This window comes from Roseibium marinum, assembly GCF_002906165.1.
Lineage (GTDB): Bacteria > Pseudomonadota > Alphaproteobacteria > Rhizobiales > Stappiaceae > Roseibium > Roseibium marinum.
In genome coordinates, this window is sequence record NZ_PPCN01000001.1 from 47,480 (window position 1) to 65,605 (window position 18,126).

Genomic DNA, 18,126 nt, shown 5'->3' on the forward strand with positions numbered 1-18,126 from the left:
GATGACATCACAAAAACGCTACCTGCTCGGCATGCTCACACCTTCCTCCAACACGGTTCTCGAACCGGTCACCTCCGCGATGGTGTCCGCCCTGGATGACACGACGGCGCATTTCGGCCGCTTCCGCGTCACCGAAATCTCGCTTGGCGAAAACGCGCTCGGCCAATTCGAGAACGAACCGATGCTCGCGGCCGCCGAACTGCTCGCGGACGCCCTTGTCGGCTGCATCTGCTGGAACGGTACGTCGGCGGGATGGCTCGGCTTCGAACGCGACGAGGACCTTTGCGCCGCCATTACCGAAAGAACGGGAGTTCCCGCGTGCTCGTCCGTGCTGGCGATTAACGAGATCTTCGAGCGCACCGGCGTGAAGACATTCGGACTGGTGACGCCTTATCTCGATGAAATACAGGAAAAGATCGTCGCGAATTACGCCTCCGCGGGCTTCACATGCACCGCGGAACGGCACCTGAACCTCAAGGTCAATTTTTCCTTTTCCGAGGTGTCCGAAGCGCGGATCGAGGACATGATCCGCGCCGTTGCCGCGGAAGGCAACCCGGACGCCATCCTGGTCTTCTGCACCAATCTTCTTGGCGCCACCGTTGTGGACAGGCTCGAACGGGAACTCGGCGTTCCCATCTATGACACCGTCCAGACAGCGGTCTGGAAATCCATGAAGGTCTGCGGCGCCGATCCTGCACGGGTGACCGGCTGGGGCCGGCTGTTTCAGGAACTCGACTGAGCCGGGGTGCTTGCTATGTCATTCTATCAGCGGGACTATCTCGGCTATGGCGCCTCTCCGCCACGTGTTGTCTGGCCGGGCGCGGCACGGGTCGCCGTGTCGCTTGTCATCAATGTCGAGGAAGGGTCCGAGTTTTCGATCCGCCGCGGCGATGCCGTCAACGAACGCATCTACGACATGACCGCCGAACCGTTCCGCCATCCAGATATTGCCATGGAAAGCCATTTCGATTACGGCCCCCGGGTCGGCTACCGGCGGATTGTCCGGCTTCTGGCAAAGCACGGCGTTCAGGCGACCCTGAGCGCCACCGGCGAGACCGCGCGCCTCTATCCTTGGATGTTCGAGGATGCCGTCGGCCGGGGGCACGAGATCGCCGCGCACGGCTGGCGCTGGGAGGGCCACCAGGGACTGTCCGGCGACGATGAGCGCGACCGCATCCGCAAGACGGTCGAAGCGCTTCACGAGGCGGCCGGCACGCCGCCTGTCGGGTGGCACACCCGCACCTCGGCCAGTCCCCGCACGCGCGACCTTCTGATCGAACATGGCGGCTTCCTTTACGACAGCGACGCCTATGACGACGAGCTGCCGAGGGTTGTGCGCACGGATAAAGGCCCGCATGTGATCATGCCCTACGCCCTCGATACCAACGACATGCGCTTTCAGCTTCCCAATGGTTTCAGGGACGGGGCGGAGTTCGCCCGGTATCTGTGCGCGGCCTATGACTGGCTGTGGGAGGAAGGCGGTGAAACCCCGACGATGATGAGTGTCGGGCTGCATCTGCGCATCGTTTCCAGGCCGGCAAGGATTGGCGGCCTGGCGGCTTTTCTCGACCATGTTGCCGCCAGGGGCGGGGCCTGGTTCGCAACCCGGCGGGACATCGCCCGGCACTGGCTGAAAACGACCGAAGGCGGAGAAGGAAATTCATGAACAATCTCGAGACGATCGTCAAAGGCGGAACAATTGCCACCGCGTCCGACATCTTCAAGGCGGATATCGGCATCCGTGGCGGCAAGATCGTTGCCATCGCGGAGGCCCTCGAGGGCGCGGACGAGATTATCGACGCAACCGGCAGGCTCGTCCTGCCCGGCGGGATCGACAGCCACGTCCATATTTCGCAGCCCTCCGGCGAGGGGATCGTCATGGCCGACGATTTTGACAGCGCCACCCGCTCGGCGGCCTTCGGCGGCAACACCACGCTCATGCCGTTCTGTTTCCAGGAAAAGGGACAGAGCCTGCGCGAGGCGCTCGCCTGGTATCACTGCCTTGCGGAGGGAAAATGTCACGTCGATGTCAGCTTTCATCTGATCGTCTCGGACCCGACGCCGCAGGTGTTGGGCCAGGAACTGCCCGCTCTGGCGGAAGAAGGCTACACCTCCTTCAAGATGTTCATGACGTACGACGATCTGAAACTCACCGACCGCGAGATCCTGGAAACCATGAGCGCGGCAAAGGTCTCCGGCGCCCGCGCGATGATCCACGCGGAAAATGACGACGCGATCGCCTTTCTGCGGGACCAGGCGGAGCTCGCCGGCGATATCGCGCCGAAATTTCATGCCTCGACCCGGCCCGTCCCGGTTGAGCGCGAAGCGACGCACCGGGCGATCAGTCTTGCCGAAATCGCGGGCGTGCCGCTGGTCGTCGTTCATGTCTCCAACCGCGAGGCGATGGAGGAGATCGCGCGCGCACGCGCCAGAGGGCTGAAGATCTACGGCGAAACCTGCCCGCAATATCTGGTGCTGACCGCCGAGGATCTCGATATTCCGCATGGCGCCAAGAACGTCTGCTCGCCGCCGCCTCGGGACCAGGCAAGCCAGGTGGCCTGCTGGGAAGGCATCGAGCAGGGTATTTTCTCCGTCTTTTCCTCCGATCACTGTCCGTTCCGGTATGAGGACACCGCAGGGAAAAAGCATCCCGGAGGCGAGAAAAGCTTCCGCTGGATTCCCAACGGTATCCCGGGGGTCGAAACCCGTTTGCCCATCCTGTTTTCGGAAGGTGTGGGGAAGGGCCGGATCGACCTGCGGCGCTTTGTGGAACTGACCGCGACGAACCATGCAAGGCTATACGGTCTTTATCCGCAAAAAGGCACGATCGCGATCGGGTCGGATGCGGACATCGTGCTATGGGATCCGGATATGGAAATGACCATCACTCAGGATATTCTTCATCACGGCTCGGACTATACGCCCTATGAAGGGTTCAGGGTGACCGGCTGGCCGGTCCTCACCATGGTGCGCGGCAGGACCGTCGTTGCCGGTGGAAGGATGCCGTCGGCTGATCCCGTAGGCATGCATATTGCGCGCAGCAAACCGGCCGCCTGAGACGGCTGCCCGAGACGGCCGCTGAAAGGCTGCGCGAACGCAGCTTCAGCCGCTTGCAAGTCCGGGGGTCGCTTTGCTGCTCCCGCTGAAGATCAACAGACCTCCAATCGGAATCGATTGCAGGTCTGAAAGTTGATCGATTTCAATGGGGGGAGAGCTTCTTGTCCGCGCTCAGCTGAACGCGGGCTGTTCCAGCACGCAGGCAACCGAATGACCCGCGCCGAGATCCGTGACCGGCGGCAGGCCCGCAAGGCACTGCGGGCGCGCGAAGGCGCAGCGCGGCGCGAAGGAACATGCGGAGGGCGGCTCCTCCAGGGCCGGCGGGGACCCCGGAATGGCGTCGAGGCGCTCGTCCTTGACTGCTCCGTGAAGGTTCGCCGCCAGCAGGCCGCGCGTATAGGGATGCCGCGGGTTCTTGATCACATCGCGCGTCGTTCCCGTCTCCACGATGTTGCCGGCATACATGACCGCGATCCTGTCGGAGACCTCCACGGCGACGCCGATATCGTGGGTCACGAAGATGACTCCCATGCCGAATTCCCGCTGCAACTCCCTCAGCAGCAGCAGGATCTGGATCTGCACGGTGGCGTCCAGCGCGGTGGTCGGCTCGTCGGCAAGCAGGAGTTTGGGGCGGCAGGCGAGCGCCAGCGCGATCATGGCACGCTGGCGCATGCCGCCGGACATTTCGTGCGGAAAGTTTTTCAAACGCCGTTCGGGCGAGGGAATGCGCACCCGGTTCAGCATGTCCAGGGCGACTTCCATGGCGGCGAACCTGCCGACGCCCTTGTGACGCATCACCGTTTCGGCGATCTGGTCGCCGATCGTGTAGACGGGATCGAGCGCCAGCGCAGGTTCCTGGAACACCATCGACACCTCACCGCCCCGGTAGGCGGAAAGGGCCCTGCCTGAAAGGGTCGTGATATCGGTGCCGTTGACGCGGACTTCGCCCTCGATTTCGCTGCGCCTGGGTGGCAGGAGGCGCAGCAGCGTTTTCAGGGTCACGCTCTTCCCGGAACCGGATTCGCCCAGAAGGCCAAGCGTCTCGCCTGCTTGCATGGAAAGGCTCAGTCCGTTGATGGCGTGAACCGTGCGCTCGCCCTTGAACTTGACCTTGAGACCGTTGAATTCGACAAGAGGCGTCCCCGTCATTGCGCGGCCTCCCGGTTCGCGAGACTGTGACCCGAACCCGGCTCGTGAATGTGGCAGGCCGCCAGATGGGCTTCTTCCCCGCCGATGATGCTGAGTGCCGGTTTCCGCGCCGCGCATACGTCTTCGGCAAACCGGCACCTTGTGTGGAAACGGCAGCCGGAGGGCGGATCGATCGGGTTCGGCGGATCGCCCGCCAGTGGCGGTTCCTCGGTGCGGTTGTCCGGATCCATCGAGGGCATGGCGGCGAACAGCGACGCGGTATAGGGGTGCGCCTGCTTCGCGTAGATGGCTTCGGACGGCCCTATTTCCACGACTTCGCCCAGATACATCACAAGCACCCGGTCGGAGATGTAGCGCACCACATTGAGATCGTGGGAAATGAAGACATAGGTAAGGCCGAATTCCCGGCGGAGATCGTTCAGAAGGTTGAGAACCTGCGCCTCGACGGATTTGTCGAGCGCGGAGACCGCCTCGTCGAGGATGACCAGCCGCGGCTCCATGGCCAGCGCCCGGGCGATATTGACGCGCTGGCGTTGTCCGCCGGAAAGCTCGTGCGGATAGCGCTGGGCGAAGCGGTCCGGGTCCAGTCCCACCCGGGCAAGAAGGTCGCGGGCCCGTTCAGCCGGCTTGTCCAGACCCTGGATCTTCGGTCCGAAAGCGACGGAGTCCACAATGGTCAGGCGGGGATTGAGCGAGGCGTAGCTGTCCTGGAACACCATCTGCACACCACGGCGCAATTCCTTCAGCCCGATGTCGCCGCCGAGGGAATCGCCATCGAAGATGATACCGCCCTCGTCCAGTTCGATCAGGCCGATCAGCAGGCGGGCGGTGGTTGATTTTCCGCAGCCGGATTCCCCGACGATCCCCAGGGTTTCGCCCTTCATCACGTCGAATGAGACACCATCGACGGCACGGACGGTTGCGGATCGGCGGCTGAAAAGACCCGAGCGGACCGGAAAGTGCTTTTTCAGGTCCTTGGCGATGATCAGCGGCTGACCGGGGCCACCCCGGTCCTGCTGGCCGGATTCAGCTTCAGTCTTTGACATTCATGGCACTCCGGAGACCGTCGCTCAAAAGGTTGAGGCAAAGGGAGGTGATGAAGATCATCAGGCCGGGCAGCGCCGCCACCCAGGGATTGACGTAGATGGCGGTGCGCAGCGTATTCAGCATCAGGCCCCATTCCGGCTCGGGAGGGCGCACGCCGATACCCAGGAAGGACAGGCCCGCCGCGAGGATCATGCACACGCTGGTCAGGCTCGTCGCATAGACGAAGATCGGTCCGAGCACATTGCCGATGATATGCACCCGGATGATCGTCAGCGCGCCGCCGCCGCTGGCTCTCGCGGCGTCGATATAGTCGAGCGCCCGGACACTCGCCGTGGCGCTTTCCGCCACGCGGGCGATCGGTGGAATGAAGACGATGGTCAGCGACACGAGGCTGTTGACGATGCCCGCGCCGAGGGCGCTTGAAATGGCGATCGCCAGCAGCACCGAGGGAAAGGCGAAAAACACATCGACCGTACGCATGATCAGCGCGTTGATCCGCCCGCCCGCGTAACCGGCGACAAGACCGAAGGCGGAACCGATGAAAAAGGCGAGCACCACCGGCACCAGACCGACGAACAGCGTCAGGCGGCCGCCATAGATGAGCCTGGACAGCATGTCCCGGCCCTGCTCGTCCGTTCCCAGCGGAAAGCCGGGATAGCCGATGGGTTTCAGCCGCTTGATCATGCTGGCCTTGTAGGGATCGTCCAGCCCCAGATAGGGCGCGAAGACCGCCGACAGGATCAGAAGCAGGACGATAACGGCGCAGGTGACCGCGACGGGATCGCGGGAAAATCGTTTCAGGACGCCGGTCCAGTAGCCTGCCGCGGTGATGACCGGCGCCTCTGGGACCACTGTATCGGTTGCGGCGCTCATGTCACGACCTCTTGATGCGTGGGTCAATGGCCGCCTGGGCGACGTCGACGATCAGGTTCATGCCGACGAAGAACAGCGACAGGATCAGGATCGTTCCCTGCAGCAGGGGCAGGTCTCTCTGGAAGATCGCGTTGGACAGCAGAAATCCGGAGCCGGGCCAGTTGAAGACGGTTTCGATGAGAATCGACCCGCCGAGCAGGTAGCCGAGTTGCAGTCCCATGACCGACAGGGCGGTCGGCGCCGCGTTGCGCACCACATGGCGCAGCACATCGCTGTGGCGCAGCCCCTTTGCGTAGAGCGCCTGAACGAAGTCCATCGAGAAGATGTCCCCGACCAGCGCGCGCACGGTGCGCGCCACGATGCCGATCGGCACGACGGCCAGCGTGACGGCCGGAAGGATCAGGTGTCTGACATGGGCGTAATCCCAGGTCCACTCGCCCGATCCACCCGGTCCCGCGCCCATCGAGGGCAGCCACCCGAGCTGGACGGAGAAGATGATCACCAGAACGATGCCGAGCCAGTAATTCGGCACCGAGACGCCGGTGATGGCGATCGCCGTGACCAGCCGGTCGAAAATCGTGTCGCGGAAATATCCTGCGAGAAAACCGAGAAACAGACCGATCGGAAAGGCGATCACGCTGGCGCTGAAGGCCAGAAGAAGTGAATTCCTGACCGCCGCGAAAACCTCGTCGGCGACCGGCCGTCCGGTGGCGATGGATTTTCCCAGGTCGCCCATGGCCGCCTTGCCGATCCAGATCGCGTATTGCACGGGCAGCGGCTTGTCGAGACCATAGGCCGACCGCATGGCGGCCTGCTCCTCGGCGGTCGCGTCGACCGGCATGATGGCGGTCAGCGGATCGCCCGGCGCGATATGCACCAGAAGGAAGCAGATTATGCTGACGCCGATGGCGACCGGCAGAACGTAAATCAGTCGGCGAACGAGATAGGTGAACATTCGGGCCGCTCGTCTTGAAGTCCGGAACGTGCGAGGCCGCGGCACGGAGCCGCGGAACGGGAAAGGGTTCGCGAAGACGGGCTTCGCGAACCCGGTTGTCGGATCAGTCGCCGATCGTGATGCCGGAGAAGTTCTGGTACCAGTTCTGGGCCTGCACGAAACCGTCGACCTTCGGGCTCATGGCGCGCGGCGCGACGTCATGGGTGACCATCAGGAACAGGGCTTCATTGACGAATTTCTCATGCGTCTTGCGCAGAACCGCGTCCTGTGCCTCCGGATCGAAAGTGGTCTTGATCTGGTTGAACAGGTCTTGCATCTCTTCATCGCAATAGTGACCCCAGTTGGTGCCGTTCGGTGCGATCAGATCGCAGGACAGGTGCCGGATGAGACCGGTGAACGGATCCTGGATGAAGTAGGTGAAGTTTATGGACTGGGACCCGTCGACGCTCGGATCCGCCGCGCCCGCGCGCCACAGATTGATCATCTGGTTCCATTCCACGACCATGAACTCGACCTCGATACCGACTTCCGCCAGGCTCTGCTGGACATATTCGTTCATCGGCAGCGGCAGCATCTGACCGGAGCCGGACGGCGAGATCAGCGCCTTGACCTTGAGCGGCTTGTCTGGACCGTAACCGGCTTCGGCCAGCAGGGCCTTTGCGGCTTCTGGATCGTATTTCACGTCAAAGGTCGGGTTGCCGAACCACTGGCTGGTGGGCGGCAGAAAGCCCTTGGCCGGCACGGCGAGGCCGCCGAGCAGTTGCTTCAGACCTTCGCGGTCGATGGCGAGGTTGGCGGCCTTGCGCACACGGATGTCGTTCCACGGCGAACCGTCGAGGCGGGACAGATGCCAGGTCCAGTTGTGCGGATAGGCGTTCGAGACGATCTCGAAGCCGTTGCCGGTGAGCGCTGGAATCGTGTCCGGGGCCGGGGCTTCGATCCAGTCGACCTGACCGGAGAGCAGCGCCGCGGTCCGGGCACTGGGTTCAGGCAGCGGCATCAGGATCATCTTGTCCAGTTTCGGGATCCGGGTCTCGTCCCAGTAAGCCGTGTTGGGCACCAGTTCGGCGCGCTCGCGCGGAACGAATCCGGTGAGTTTCCAAGGGCCCGTTCCGGACGGATCCTTGGCGACCTCTTCCCAGTTCTTGTCCTTGGCTTCCCAGTTGGCCTTGGAAGACATCAGGATCCAGGCGAGCTGGTAGGGCAGCGTCGCGTCCGGCGTCTTGGTGGTGATTTCGAGCGTGTAGTCGTCAAGCGCCTTGTAGGAGGCGACGGCGGGAATGCGCGACTTGCCCTGGGCGGACTGGCGCGGATCGTACTGCTCGGACTCCGGATTGAGAAGCTTCTCGAAGTTCCACACAGCGTCTTGCGCGGTGAACGGGCTGCCGTCGTGGAACGTCACGCCTTCGCGGATCTTGAGTGTCCATTTGGTCTGGTCGTCGGGATCCACGCTCCATTCGGTCGCCAGGCCGGGGATCAGAACGGATGCCTTGTCGGCGCTGGTGAGATCCCATTCGATCAGTGAATCATAGACGGTATAGCCCATGAAACGCATGCCTTCGCCGCCCTGGTCCGTCTGGCCGGTGGTGAGCGGAATATCGGCCGCCGTCATGCCGACACGTAACGTGCCCGCAGCCCAACCCTGAACTGAACCTGACGCGAGCACTGCGACGGACAGGGCTGCGAGTGCCGCGCCCTTCAATCTCTTCAATGCCATTGCTGTTGTCCTTCCGTGAAAATGCCGGCCTCTGCGGTCTGCCGCAGGCCGCGACGTCTCGAAATGCCTACTTCTGGAACGTTTCCCGCAATGGCCGTGCGCGGCCAAACCGATCCACCCTTTGGCGGGCAGCGGAAGATTGCTCAGGCCGGTGCGAAAAATCGGGTGACCCGTCTGTTTCCAACCGATTTGATATAACCTTCCGTCCACGATCCTTCGCCCCGTCTCTTCATCTGGCAGGGCTTAAAAAATCAATGAAATCAGTAGTTTCGATGAATTTTCCTCTTGTCTTGTCACACCTGTTCAGGTTACCAAATTGCTGGTCTGACCAGATCACCGTATTGACGGGCTAAAATGTGTGCAAGTATATAATTTAGGCATTAATGACCATTTTGACGCCACTTGAAATCGAAAAAGTGCAAACCGGTGAGGACACGGAACGCGAGCGCTCCGTTCCTGCAAGAGTGGCCCGCGCAATCCAGGACATGATCGCCGAACGGCACTTGCAGCCTGGAGATCCGTTGCCCTCGCAGCGCGAGCTCGCGGGCACGCTTCAGGCGTCGCGGCCTTCGGTGCGCGAGGGCATATCGATGCTGGAAACGCTGGGGCTCATCCGCGTGGAAAAGCGCAAGGGCCTGTTCGTCGCTGCCGCGGCCGGACGGCTGCCGGCCGAGTTCTGGCCGTCAGGCAAAGGCTACGGCCTCAGGGAAGTTTTCGAGTTTCGCGCGGGATTTGAACCTCAGGCGCTCGCGCTGGCATTTCCTTTTCTCAAGGATACCGGCCTCCTGCGTTTGCGCCGGCATGCCGAGGCGCTGATGCTGGCGGCCCGGCAAGGCAACGCGGTCGCCGCCGCGGAAGAGGATACGGCCTTTCACGACGTGATTTTCGATCATTGCCGCAACCCGCTCTTCCGGGATATCCGCCGGCACCTGTCCAAGGTGATGCAGGAGAGCCAATGGGTACCCATGGTGATCATTGAGCGCGTGCGCGACACGGCAAGGGAGCATTTTGCCATCGTCGATGCGATCGATGCGAACGATAGCGCGGCCGCCTGTGCCGCGCTGACGGACCACATCCGCGCCGCCGCGCGCCGGTGCGACATCGAACTGGCTGTTCCGCATCGAGGTCCAGGCGCATGATCGACGACACTGTGTCCGCATTTTCCGAAATCCTTTCGGTACCGTACAGGCCAGGAGGTGGACCGCTGGAGGGCCTGACCTTCGCGGCAAAGGAGAACTACCAGTTCGAGGGTCGTATCGCCTCGAACGGCAATCCGGTCTGGAAGGCGACGCACGATCCGGCTGAGAGGACGGCCCGCTGCCTCCGCACCGTGCTGGAGGCCGGTGCTTCTCTGGTCGGCTTTACCCATATGGACGAACTGGCCTACAGCGTGATCGGCGCCAACGCCCATACCGGAACGCCCGTGAATTCCGCTGCGCCCGACCGTGTTCCGGGCGGCTCCTCCTCGGGCTCCGCGTCGGCGGTCGCGGCGGGGCTGGTCGATTTCACGCTGGGCAGCGACACCGGAGGATCGGTGCGGGTGCCCGCATCCTTCTGCGGTCTTTACGGACTGCGGACCAGCCACGGGCGCATCGACTCGCAAGGTCTTCTGCCACTCGCCGCGAGTTACGATGTGCCGGGATGGTTCGCGCGAAAGTTGGAAGTGATGGTCCGCGTCAGCGGCGTTTACGGAATCCCGGCCGAGAGCGGCCGGCTGCCGGGCCGGTTGTGGATGCCGGAAACCGTCTGGGCGGGTGTGGCCGCTCCGGTTGTCGAGTCCCTGAGGCCGGCGTTGGCGAAACTTGAGGCGCGTCTTGGTCCGGCCGACACGACGCCGCTGCCGGAACCGGTCCTGGAGGACTGGTTCGAAACCTTCCGGGTTCATCAGGCCGCTGAAGTGTGGCAGGCGGTTGGCGACTGGGTCAGTTCGGTGTCCGCCGAATTCGGACCCGGTGTGGGCCAGCGTCTGAAAACAGCCTCCGCCACCACGGAGGAAAGCTTCACGGCCGCCGTGCGGCGCCGGTCCGCGATCCGTCGTTCCATGGATGCGATGATGACGGAGGACACCGTGCTTGTTCTGCCGTCGGCACCCGGGGCGGCGCCTCTGCTCACCGCGTCTCAACAGGACCTGGAAGCCTACCGGCACGCGACGATGTGCCTGACCTGCATTGCCGGCCTCAACGGTTATCCCGAACTCTCGGTTCCCGGTGCCAGGGTGGAGGGAGCCCCGGTCGGCTTGTCGCTTGTCGGTGCGCGCATGCGGGATGAGGACCTTCTGGTTCTCGCGGAAGTGTTGTGATGGGACACACGCCGGAAGCCGGGTTTGCCCACGAATTCTGCCTGAACGGTTTGGCGGACCGGAGCGAGGTCTACGGTCCTGACCGGTCCGCTATCCTGAATGCCGAGGCGTTTGAAACCGCCCGTGCCACAATTACCGGCTGGCCGGGTTATGCCCCTACGCCGCTGGTTTCGCTTCCCGGAATTGCGAAGCAGGCGGGAATAGCCGCGCTTGCCTACAAGAATGAAGCCTCCCGGTTCGGTCTTGGAAGTTTCAAGGCGCTGGGCGGGGCCTATGCTGTCTGGCGGGTGCTCCACAGGTCGGCCGCGCAGGCAGGCATCTCCCCCTCGGAGGGCAAGGCCTTTGCGGCGCACGCCGCGGAATTGACGGTGACCTGCGCAACCGACGGCAATCACGGCCGCTCTGTCGCCTGGGGGGCTCGAACCTTCGGCTGTAATTGCGTTATCTTCATTCATGAAACCGTCAGCGAGGGCCGCAAACAGGCAATCGAAAATTTTAGCGCTAGGGTGGTCCGCTGCAAGGGCAATTATGACGACAGCGTGCGCGAAGCGCAGCGCCAGGCGGATGCCAATGACTGGACCGTCGTCTCGGACACGTCCTATCCCGGTTACACGGATATTCCGCGGGATGTGATGCAGGGCTACGAGCTGATGGCGTTCGAAGCCCTGGACCAGTGGCCGCATGAAGCTCTGCCGACGCATGTGTTCCTGCAGACCGGTGTCGGCGGGATGGCTGCCGCTGTGGTGGCTCATTTCTGGCGGCGGTTCGGCGCCGATCGTCCGGTTTTCGTGCTGGCGGATCCGCTCAACTCGGCGTGTTGGCTGGAGACGATCCGCAACGGTGCGCCGACGGTCGTTGACGGCGACATCGAAACCGTGATGGCAGGCCTTGCTTGCGGGGAGATTTCCGAACTGGCCTGGAGCATTCTGGAAAAAGGTGCCGATGCAGTCGTCGGACTTCCGGACGAGTCCGCCGTGGAGGGCATGAAACTGCTCGCCGACGGCCGCTACGGCGACCGGCCCCAGGTGGCGGGCGAATCCGCTGTCGCGGGCCTGATGGCACTGCTTGCGGTCAGCGGAAAAGACGCCGAGCGTGCCGCGCTGGGGCTCACGGAAAATGCCCGTGTCCTGGTATTCGGCACCGAGGGGGCAACCGATCCGCTGCTGTATGAACAGCTTGTCGGTCTCGCCCCGGATGAGGTCGGCTCATGAGTATCGCCGTCAATTGTGCAAAGGAAACCCGATGTCCCGCACGCTTGTGATTGCCGCCGGGCAACTCGGTCCGGTTGCCCGCAAGGAAAAACGCTCGTCCGTGGTCTCCCGGATGACGAGCCTGATGGAAACGGCGGCGGACCGCAATGCGGACCTTGTCGTCTTTCCCGAACTCGCCCTCACCACCTTCTTTCCGCGCTGGTACATGGAGGATCAGGCCGAGATCGATGCGTTCTTCGAGACCGAAATGCCTTCGGAAGAAACCTTGCCGCTGTTCGATGCCGCAAGACGCCTGGGTCTCGCCTTCTCGTTCGGTTTCGCGGAAAAGACGGTCGACGATAATGGGGAAACCCGGCGGTTCAACACCTCGCTTCTGGTCGCGCCGGATGGTGCGATCCTGCTGAAATACCGTAAGATCCATTTGCCGGGTCACCGGGAAAACGAAACCTGGCGGCCTTTCCAGCATCTGGAAAAACGCTATTTCGAAACCGGCGACCTCGGCTTCCCGGTGGCGGAAGCCCTTGGCGGGCGGGTCGGAATGTGCATCTGCAACGACAGGCGCTGGCCGGAAACCTTCCGCATGCTCGGTCTGCAGAAGGCGGAACTGGTCCTGCTCGGATACAACACGCCGGTTCATTATCCACCGGCGCCCGAACATGACCACCTGCAGGACTTTCACAACCATCTTTCCATGCAGGCAGGTGCCTATCAGAACGGCACCTGGGTCGTGGGGGTTGCCAAGGCCGGGTGCGAGGAAGGCTGCGACCTGATTGGCGGGACCTGTATCATTGCGCCGACCGGAGAAATCGTCGCCAGGTGCTCGACACTGGGCGACGAACTGATCACGGCCGTTTGCAACCTGGATCGCTGCCGGGAGATCCAGGACAACATTTTCGATTTCGCGCAGCACAGGCAGCCGCGGCACTATGGTCTGCTGGTGACGTGAGCGGATGACGATTGTCCTGATCAATCCCAACACGTCGCCGAACACCACCGAAGCTATGGTGAAGATAGCGCGCGAAGCTCTGCCCCAAGCCTGCATTACCAGCGTGACGGCAGCCTTCGGCAGTCCGCTGATTTCGGACGAACCCGCTCTTGCCGTTGCAGCGGAAGCCGTCCGCGCCATCGACCTGACACGGTTCGCTGACCTGGAAGGTGTGATCGTCGCGGCCTTCGGCGACCCGGGTCTCGACGCGTTGAGGCAAACGCTCGGGGTTCCTGTTGTCGGGATCGCCGAGGCGGGTATGCTTGCGGCCGCCAGGGGCGGGCGCCGGTTTTCCGTAGCGACCACCACGCCCGATCTGGTTGACGCCATCGAGCGCCGCGCGGAACGTTACGGCATAAGGAAGCAGCTCGCGTCCGTGCGGCTGACGGCCGGCGATCTCGCCGAGACGATGGAAACGCCCGGGTTGCTCATCGAGCGTCTGGGCGCGGTTGTCGAGGCCGCCGTCTCGCAGGATGGCGCGCAAGCCGTCGTCATCGGCGGCGGCCCGCTCGCCGTGGCGGCCCGCGCTCTCTCTTCCCGGGCGCGTGTGCCGCTGATCGAGCCTGTCCCGGAAGCAGTTCGCCGGATATGGACGGTCATTAGCGGTCCTTCCGGCAAAACGGTGCCTTGAAGCGGAAAGTCCGCGTGGCCGTGCAAGCTCGGTAAATGTGCCGTGCGGACATGCGAAGACGGGTCTGACTTCAGTCGGGATATACGACTGGCCCAGGCGGGACTTCGGTAGGGGCGAATTGTAGTCGGCTGCCGGGTCGGATCAGCCGATCAGCGACATCTCGCTGAGTGTAAACTCGGCGATGGCCCCCTCGGTCGCCGCCTTGTAGTCAGCCAGGTGAGGGGCATTGATGTGGTCCTGCCACAGGCCGCGGCTTTCCCAGGTTTCGTAGAACATGAAATGCGCCGGATCATCGTTGTCCAGATGGAGATCGTATCTGAGGCAGCCCGGCTCTTTGCGCGTGACCGGGATCAGCTTGAGCAGTTCGGTTTTCACGAGGCCGGTCTGGTCCGGCTTCGCATGAATATTCGCAACAATGGTCAACTCGGTCACGGCGCTGTCTCCTTAATGACGATGATCTTGTCTTAGGGTACGGACCCTAGAGCACAATGGATAAACAGGCAGAACCGGAAATGACAATCCGTTAAATCCGGTCAATGCTCGGCGGGCATAGGCTGAAAAAGGCTGCCGGGTTCGCATGTGTGAGCCGACGGACGTTCGATCGGTATCGAATGAACCCCCAAAAGCTGATCGATCTTGAAATGATGGAGGATCTTCACGAGCGCGTCCATGACGGCCCCGGCCTACAGGTCCACCCGTCGCTCCGACCCGTTGTCGAAGAAGAGCGCGCGATCCGTGTCGAGCCCGACCCAGATGGACGTCTGGCCGGCTGCGATGTCCCGGCGCGGCGTGGTCACGATCAGGCGGCCCAGTTCCGTGTCGCAATGGAGTATCAGCTCCGAGCCGGTCATTTCGGACAGAAGAACCTTTCCCGCAAAGGCCTGCCCCTCGGGTTCGCTTGTATGCAGCCGCATGTTTTCCGGACGAAGGCCCACGGTCAGGCCGCTGCGCCCCGGCCAATGGGGGAGCGTTTCAATGGGAATGAAGTTCATCGCCGGCATGCCGAGGAAGCCGGCAACGAAGCGATTGGCCGGCCGGTCGTAGATCGCGCTCGGAGTGTCGAACTGCAGGAGGTTGCCGTCCTTCATCACCGCGACCCGGTCCGCCAGCGACAGGGCTTCGGTCTGGTCGTGGGTGACATAGACGACGGTCGCCCCGAGCTGCGTGTGCAGTTCCTTGATCTCCGTGCGCATGGTGACCCTGAGGGCGTTGTCCAGGTTGGAGAGCGGTTCGTCCATCAGGAAGATCGAGCTGTCGCGGGCCAGAGCCCGGCCCATGGCGACCCGCTGGCGCTGGCCGCCGGAAAGCGCGCCGGGCTTGCGGTCGAGATAGGCTTCGAGCTTCAGCGTCCGGGCGACGTCTTCTGCCCGGGCATTGCGCTCGGCCCTCGGGATGCCGCGCAGCTCCAGCCCGAAGGCGATGTTCTGGCGCACGCTCATATGCGGATAAAGCGCATAGTTCTGAAAGATCATCGCGATGTCGCGGTCCTGCGGCGGCAGTGCATTCACCCGTTTGTCCCCGATGAGGATATTGCCCTCCACGCAGGTCTCCAGCCCGGCGACAAGGCGCAGGAGCGTCGATTTCCCGCAGCCGGACGGCCCGACGATGACAACGAATTCCCCGGCCCGGATATCCATGGAGACGCCATGCAGGACTTCCGGTCCGCCCGCATAGGACTTGCGGATGTTCTCTAGCTGAATGCTGCTCATCTGGTCTCGTCCGTTTGCAGGCGGTTGCGGATGGCGATGGCAAGGCTCGGCCTGTCGGTGGTGAAAACCTTCACGCCGAGCGTCAGCGCCTTTTCGATCTGTTCCTGCGTGTGGGCCGCCCAGCAGCCGAATTCCAGCCCGGCCTCCTGGGCCGCGCTCAGGAGAGACCGGTCGGCTCTGTCCACATGAACACCGATTTCGGAAATGTTGTGGTCCCTGGCTAGTTTGATGACCGTCGGGACGCCGAGTTGGGTCAGCACGGGCGGGCTGACAAGCCAGAGCCGCGGCCGCTCTGTCGCCGCGGCCAGATGCTTGTGCGTCTCGATCAGGAACGAGGAAAACACCGTGCGCTCGAGCATGCCCTGCCGCTCAAGCGTTTCCACCACATGCGGGACAAAATCCTCGTATGGCCGGCCGTCCGGTCCGGGTTTGATCTCGCAGCGGAAATCCACACGGCTGTCCCGGTAAAGGGAGCAGAGCTCTTCCAGAAGCAGCGGATGACCGCCAGCGCCATAATCGATGACGGCAGCGCGCACCTCGGCTTCGCTCATGTCGCGGATCGCGCCGCTCCGGTCCGTGGTCCGGTCCAGCGTCGGATCGTGATGGACCACAAGAGCGTCGTCCGAGGTGGGGTGAAGGTCGAACTCGACCTCCTCGAGGGCCAGTCCTGCGGTGGCGGCGAAACCGGCCGGCGTGCTGTCGCCGAATTCAAGCGTGCCGCCGCGATGGGATGCAATACGGGTCATCGAAAGTTCCATTTATTTGACGGCGCCCATGGTGATGCCGCGCACCAGGTGGCGCTCGACGAAAATGAAGCCGAGAAGGATCGGGAGAATGGTGATGGTCGAGGCGGCCATGACGAGCGGCCAGTTGACGACGTCCTCGCCCGGATTGACCTTGTAGAGCCGGGCCAGCCCGACCTGCAGCGTGTAGAGATCCTCATCGCCGACGGCGACGAGTGGCCAGATGTAGCTGTTCCACTCGGAAATGAAGATGAAAAGGCCCATCGAGAAAATCGCCGGCCTGGCGATCGGCACGATCACCCGCCACAGCACCTGCAGCGGTGTCGCGCCGTCCATGTAGGCCGCCTCGTCAAGGGCGACCGGAATGCCGCGAATATACTGCCGGAGGAAAAACGCGGCGAAGCCGTTCGAGATGGCCGGCAGAATCAGCCCCGCATAGGTGTCGAGCAGGCCGACCCTGGCGAGCGACAGGTAGTTCGGAATGAGCGAGATATGGCTGGGGATCATCAACGTCGCGACCACGGCCGCGAAAAGCAGGTTGCCGCCCGCAAACCGGAACCTTGCGAAAGCGAAGGCCGCCATCGTGGCGAATGCCAGACCCATGACGGTGACCGTCCCGGACACGATGAGACTGTTGAAGAGATAACGGGCGAAGTGGAACTGCCCGATGGCGAGCTGGTAGTTCTCCAGCGTGAAGTCGAGCGTTCCGGTGTAATAGGCATCGACCGTCTGGAACGACATGAAGATCGAATAGAGCGCCGGGAACAGAAACAGCAGCCCGCCCGCCAGAGCGAGCCATGTGAGGATCCGGTTGCCGGGTCTCGTTTCGTCAGGCTTCATAGTGAATCCTCCGTCCGAGAACGCGGGACTTGAACAGGGCAAGCGCGATCAGGAGAATGAACAGGAGCACCGCCAGCGCCGAACCCTGGCCGATGTCGAACAGCGTGAAGCCGACCCGGTACAGCATGTTCACGAGCATGTCGGTGGCGCCCGCCGGGCCACCCTTCGTCATGACATCGACGATGGTGAAGATCTGGAACGCTTCGATCACCGAGACCACGAGCAGGAAATAGGTCGTCGGCATGACCAGCGGCACGGTGACCCTCCGAAAAACATGAGCCTTTCGGCCGCCGTCGACCGCCGCCGCATCGTAGAGCTCCTGCGGCACGGCCTGCAGACCGGCGATATAGATGACGATGTCGTAGCCGAGCTGCTTCCAGGTGTTGACGACGATCACCACCCACAGGGCAAGCTGCGGGTCCTGAAGCCAGGGGACCCTGCCAAGACCCAGGCTGACGAGAAAGGCGTTCACCATTCCGTAGTCGGTGGCGAACATCCAGGAGAACACCACGGCGATGGACACGGTGGAGGTGACCGACGGCAGGAACAGCGCGCCGCGCAGCAGTCTTGAGGGCAAGGTCTCGCGGACCAGGTAGCTCGCCACCATCAGCGCCAGCCCGAGCCGGATCGGCACGGATATGACCGCGAACAGCGCCGTGACCCGCACCGAATTCCAGAATTCGTGCGAGGACAGCAGGAGCCGGTAATTCTCCAGCCCGACAAAGGGCATGGTCGGCGACAGGAAATCCCACTCGCGAAAGCTGAGATTGATGCTGGCGGCGATCGGAATGTAGGTGAAGACCGCGATAAACGACATCAGCGGCAGCACCAGAAGATAGGGTGTCAGTCTGAAAAGCATAGGCAGGACCTGTCGGCGGGCACCGGGCTTCGCTGGAAAGCCCGGTGCTGT

18 protein-coding genes are annotated in these 18,126 nt (G+C 62.9%); 8 read left to right on the top strand and 10 right to left on the bottom strand.

The genetic code is table 11. The annotated features are described in order from the left end of the window. The first annotated feature begins 1 nt into the window (after position 1). The 3 genes from CLV41_RS00235 to hydA are packed head-to-tail and all read left to right on the top strand — an operon-like array spanning position 2 to position 3,057. Positions 2–739, top strand: coding sequence for a maleate cis-trans isomerase family protein (locus tag CLV41_RS00235; RefSeq protein ID WP_103220291.1), 738 nt, complete (start codon positions 2–4; stop codon positions 737–739). A 15-nt stretch (positions 740–754) separates the two neighbouring features. Then, positions 755–1,666, top strand: a complete 912-nt coding sequence (locus tag CLV41_RS00240) for a polysaccharide deacetylase family protein (protein WP_103220292.1) — start codon at positions 755–757, stop codon at positions 1,664–1,666. Continuing rightward, complete coding sequence (gene hydA / locus CLV41_RS00245; protein WP_103220293.1) at positions 1,663–3,057, top strand: dihydropyrimidinase; 1,395 nt, start codon at positions 1,663–1,665, stop codon at positions 3,055–3,057. Before CLV41_RS00240 ends, hydA begins: the two co-directional genes overlap by 4 nt. Positions 3,058–3,228: 171 nt before the next feature. Here hydA and CLV41_RS00250 read toward each other — a convergent pair whose 3' ends face one another. The 5 genes from CLV41_RS00250 to CLV41_RS00270 all read right to left on the bottom strand — a co-directional run bounded on the left by CLV41_RS00250 (position 3,229) and on the right by CLV41_RS00270 (position 8,798). After that, a complete protein-coding gene (locus CLV41_RS00250; protein WP_103220294.1) occupies positions 3,229–4,206 on the bottom strand; it encodes an ABC transporter ATP-binding protein in 978 nt (325 codons plus the stop codon). Beyond that, entirely contained in the window at positions 4,203–5,252 is a 1,050-nt protein-coding gene (locus CLV41_RS00255) for an ABC transporter ATP-binding protein (RefSeq protein WP_103220295.1), read from the bottom strand. Before CLV41_RS00255 ends, CLV41_RS00250 begins: the two co-directional genes overlap by 4 nt. Then, positions 5,239–6,126, bottom strand: a complete 888-nt coding sequence (locus CLV41_RS00260; protein ID WP_103220296.1) for an ABC transporter permease — start codon at positions 6,124–6,126, stop codon at positions 5,239–5,241. The genes CLV41_RS00255 and CLV41_RS00260 overlap by 14 nt, the downstream gene beginning before the upstream one ends. A gap of 1 nt (position 6,127) precedes the next feature. Then, on the bottom strand, positions 6,128–7,081 hold the full coding sequence (locus CLV41_RS00265) for an ABC transporter permease (protein WP_103220297.1): 954 nt from the start codon (positions 7,079–7,081) through the stop codon (positions 6,128–6,130). Positions 7,082–7,184: 103 nt separating this feature from the next. Beyond that, positions 7,185–8,798, bottom strand: coding sequence for an ABC transporter substrate-binding protein (locus CLV41_RS00270; protein WP_103220298.1), 1,614 nt, complete (start codon positions 8,796–8,798; stop codon positions 7,185–7,187). Between the two features lie 383 nt (positions 8,799–9,181). Here CLV41_RS00270 and CLV41_RS00275 point away from each other — a divergent pair, with 383 nt between their 5' ends. From CLV41_RS00275 to CLV41_RS00295, 5 genes are read left to right on the top strand one after another with little or no spacing between them, the layout of a single operon-like run. Continuing rightward, on the top strand, positions 9,182–9,937 hold the full coding sequence (locus CLV41_RS00275; RefSeq protein WP_103220299.1) for a FadR/GntR family transcriptional regulator: 756 nt from the start codon (positions 9,182–9,184) through the stop codon (positions 9,935–9,937). Then, entirely contained in the window at positions 9,934–11,097 is a 1,164-nt protein-coding gene (locus tag CLV41_RS00280) for an amidase (protein WP_103220300.1), read from the top strand. Before CLV41_RS00275 ends, CLV41_RS00280 begins: the two co-directional genes overlap by 4 nt. Beyond that, positions 11,097–12,308: a diaminopropionate ammonia-lyase gene (locus tag CLV41_RS00285; RefSeq protein WP_103220301.1), complete on the top strand. Its 1,212-nt coding sequence runs from the start codon at positions 11,097–11,099 to the stop codon at positions 12,306–12,308. Before CLV41_RS00280 ends, CLV41_RS00285 begins: the two co-directional genes overlap by 1 nt. A gap of 31 nt (positions 12,309–12,339) precedes the next feature. Then, positions 12,340–13,254, top strand: coding sequence for an N-carbamoyl-D-amino-acid hydrolase (locus CLV41_RS00290; protein ID WP_103220302.1), 915 nt, complete (start codon positions 12,340–12,342; stop codon positions 13,252–13,254). 4 nt (positions 13,255–13,258) lie between these two features. Next, positions 13,259–13,924 (top strand): aspartate/glutamate racemase family protein, encoded by a 666-nt coding sequence (locus tag CLV41_RS00295; protein ID WP_103220303.1) that lies wholly within the window; start codon positions 13,259–13,261, stop codon positions 13,922–13,924. 141 nt (positions 13,925–14,065) lie between these two features. On the opposite strand, the gene CLV41_RS00300 is transcribed toward CLV41_RS00295, so the two are convergent. The 5 genes from CLV41_RS00300 to CLV41_RS00320 all read right to left on the bottom strand — a co-directional run bounded on the left by CLV41_RS00300 (position 14,066) and on the right by CLV41_RS00320 (position 18,075). Continuing rightward, complete coding sequence (locus tag CLV41_RS00300; RefSeq protein WP_103220304.1) at positions 14,066–14,356, bottom strand: putative quinol monooxygenase; 291 nt, start codon at positions 14,354–14,356, stop codon at positions 14,066–14,068. 251 nt (positions 14,357–14,607) lie between these two features. Continuing rightward, positions 14,608–15,633: an ABC transporter ATP-binding protein gene (locus CLV41_RS00305; RefSeq protein ID WP_103220305.1), complete on the bottom strand. Its 1,026-nt coding sequence runs from the start codon at positions 15,631–15,633 to the stop codon at positions 14,608–14,610. After that, entirely contained in the window at positions 15,630–16,379 is a 750-nt protein-coding gene (locus CLV41_RS00310) for a glycerophosphodiester phosphodiesterase family protein (protein WP_103221437.1), read from the bottom strand. Before CLV41_RS00310 ends, CLV41_RS00305 begins: the two co-directional genes overlap by 4 nt. 12 nt (positions 16,380–16,391) lie before the next feature. After that, positions 16,392–17,216, bottom strand: a complete 825-nt coding sequence (locus CLV41_RS00315) for a carbohydrate ABC transporter permease (RefSeq protein ID WP_103220306.1) — start codon at positions 17,214–17,216, stop codon at positions 16,392–16,394. Then, positions 17,206–18,075: a carbohydrate ABC transporter permease gene (locus CLV41_RS00320; RefSeq protein WP_103220307.1), complete on the bottom strand. Its 870-nt coding sequence runs from the start codon at positions 18,073–18,075 to the stop codon at positions 17,206–17,208. The genes CLV41_RS00315 and CLV41_RS00320 overlap by 11 nt, the downstream gene beginning before the upstream one ends. Between the last annotated feature and the right edge of the window lie 51 nt (positions 18,076–18,126).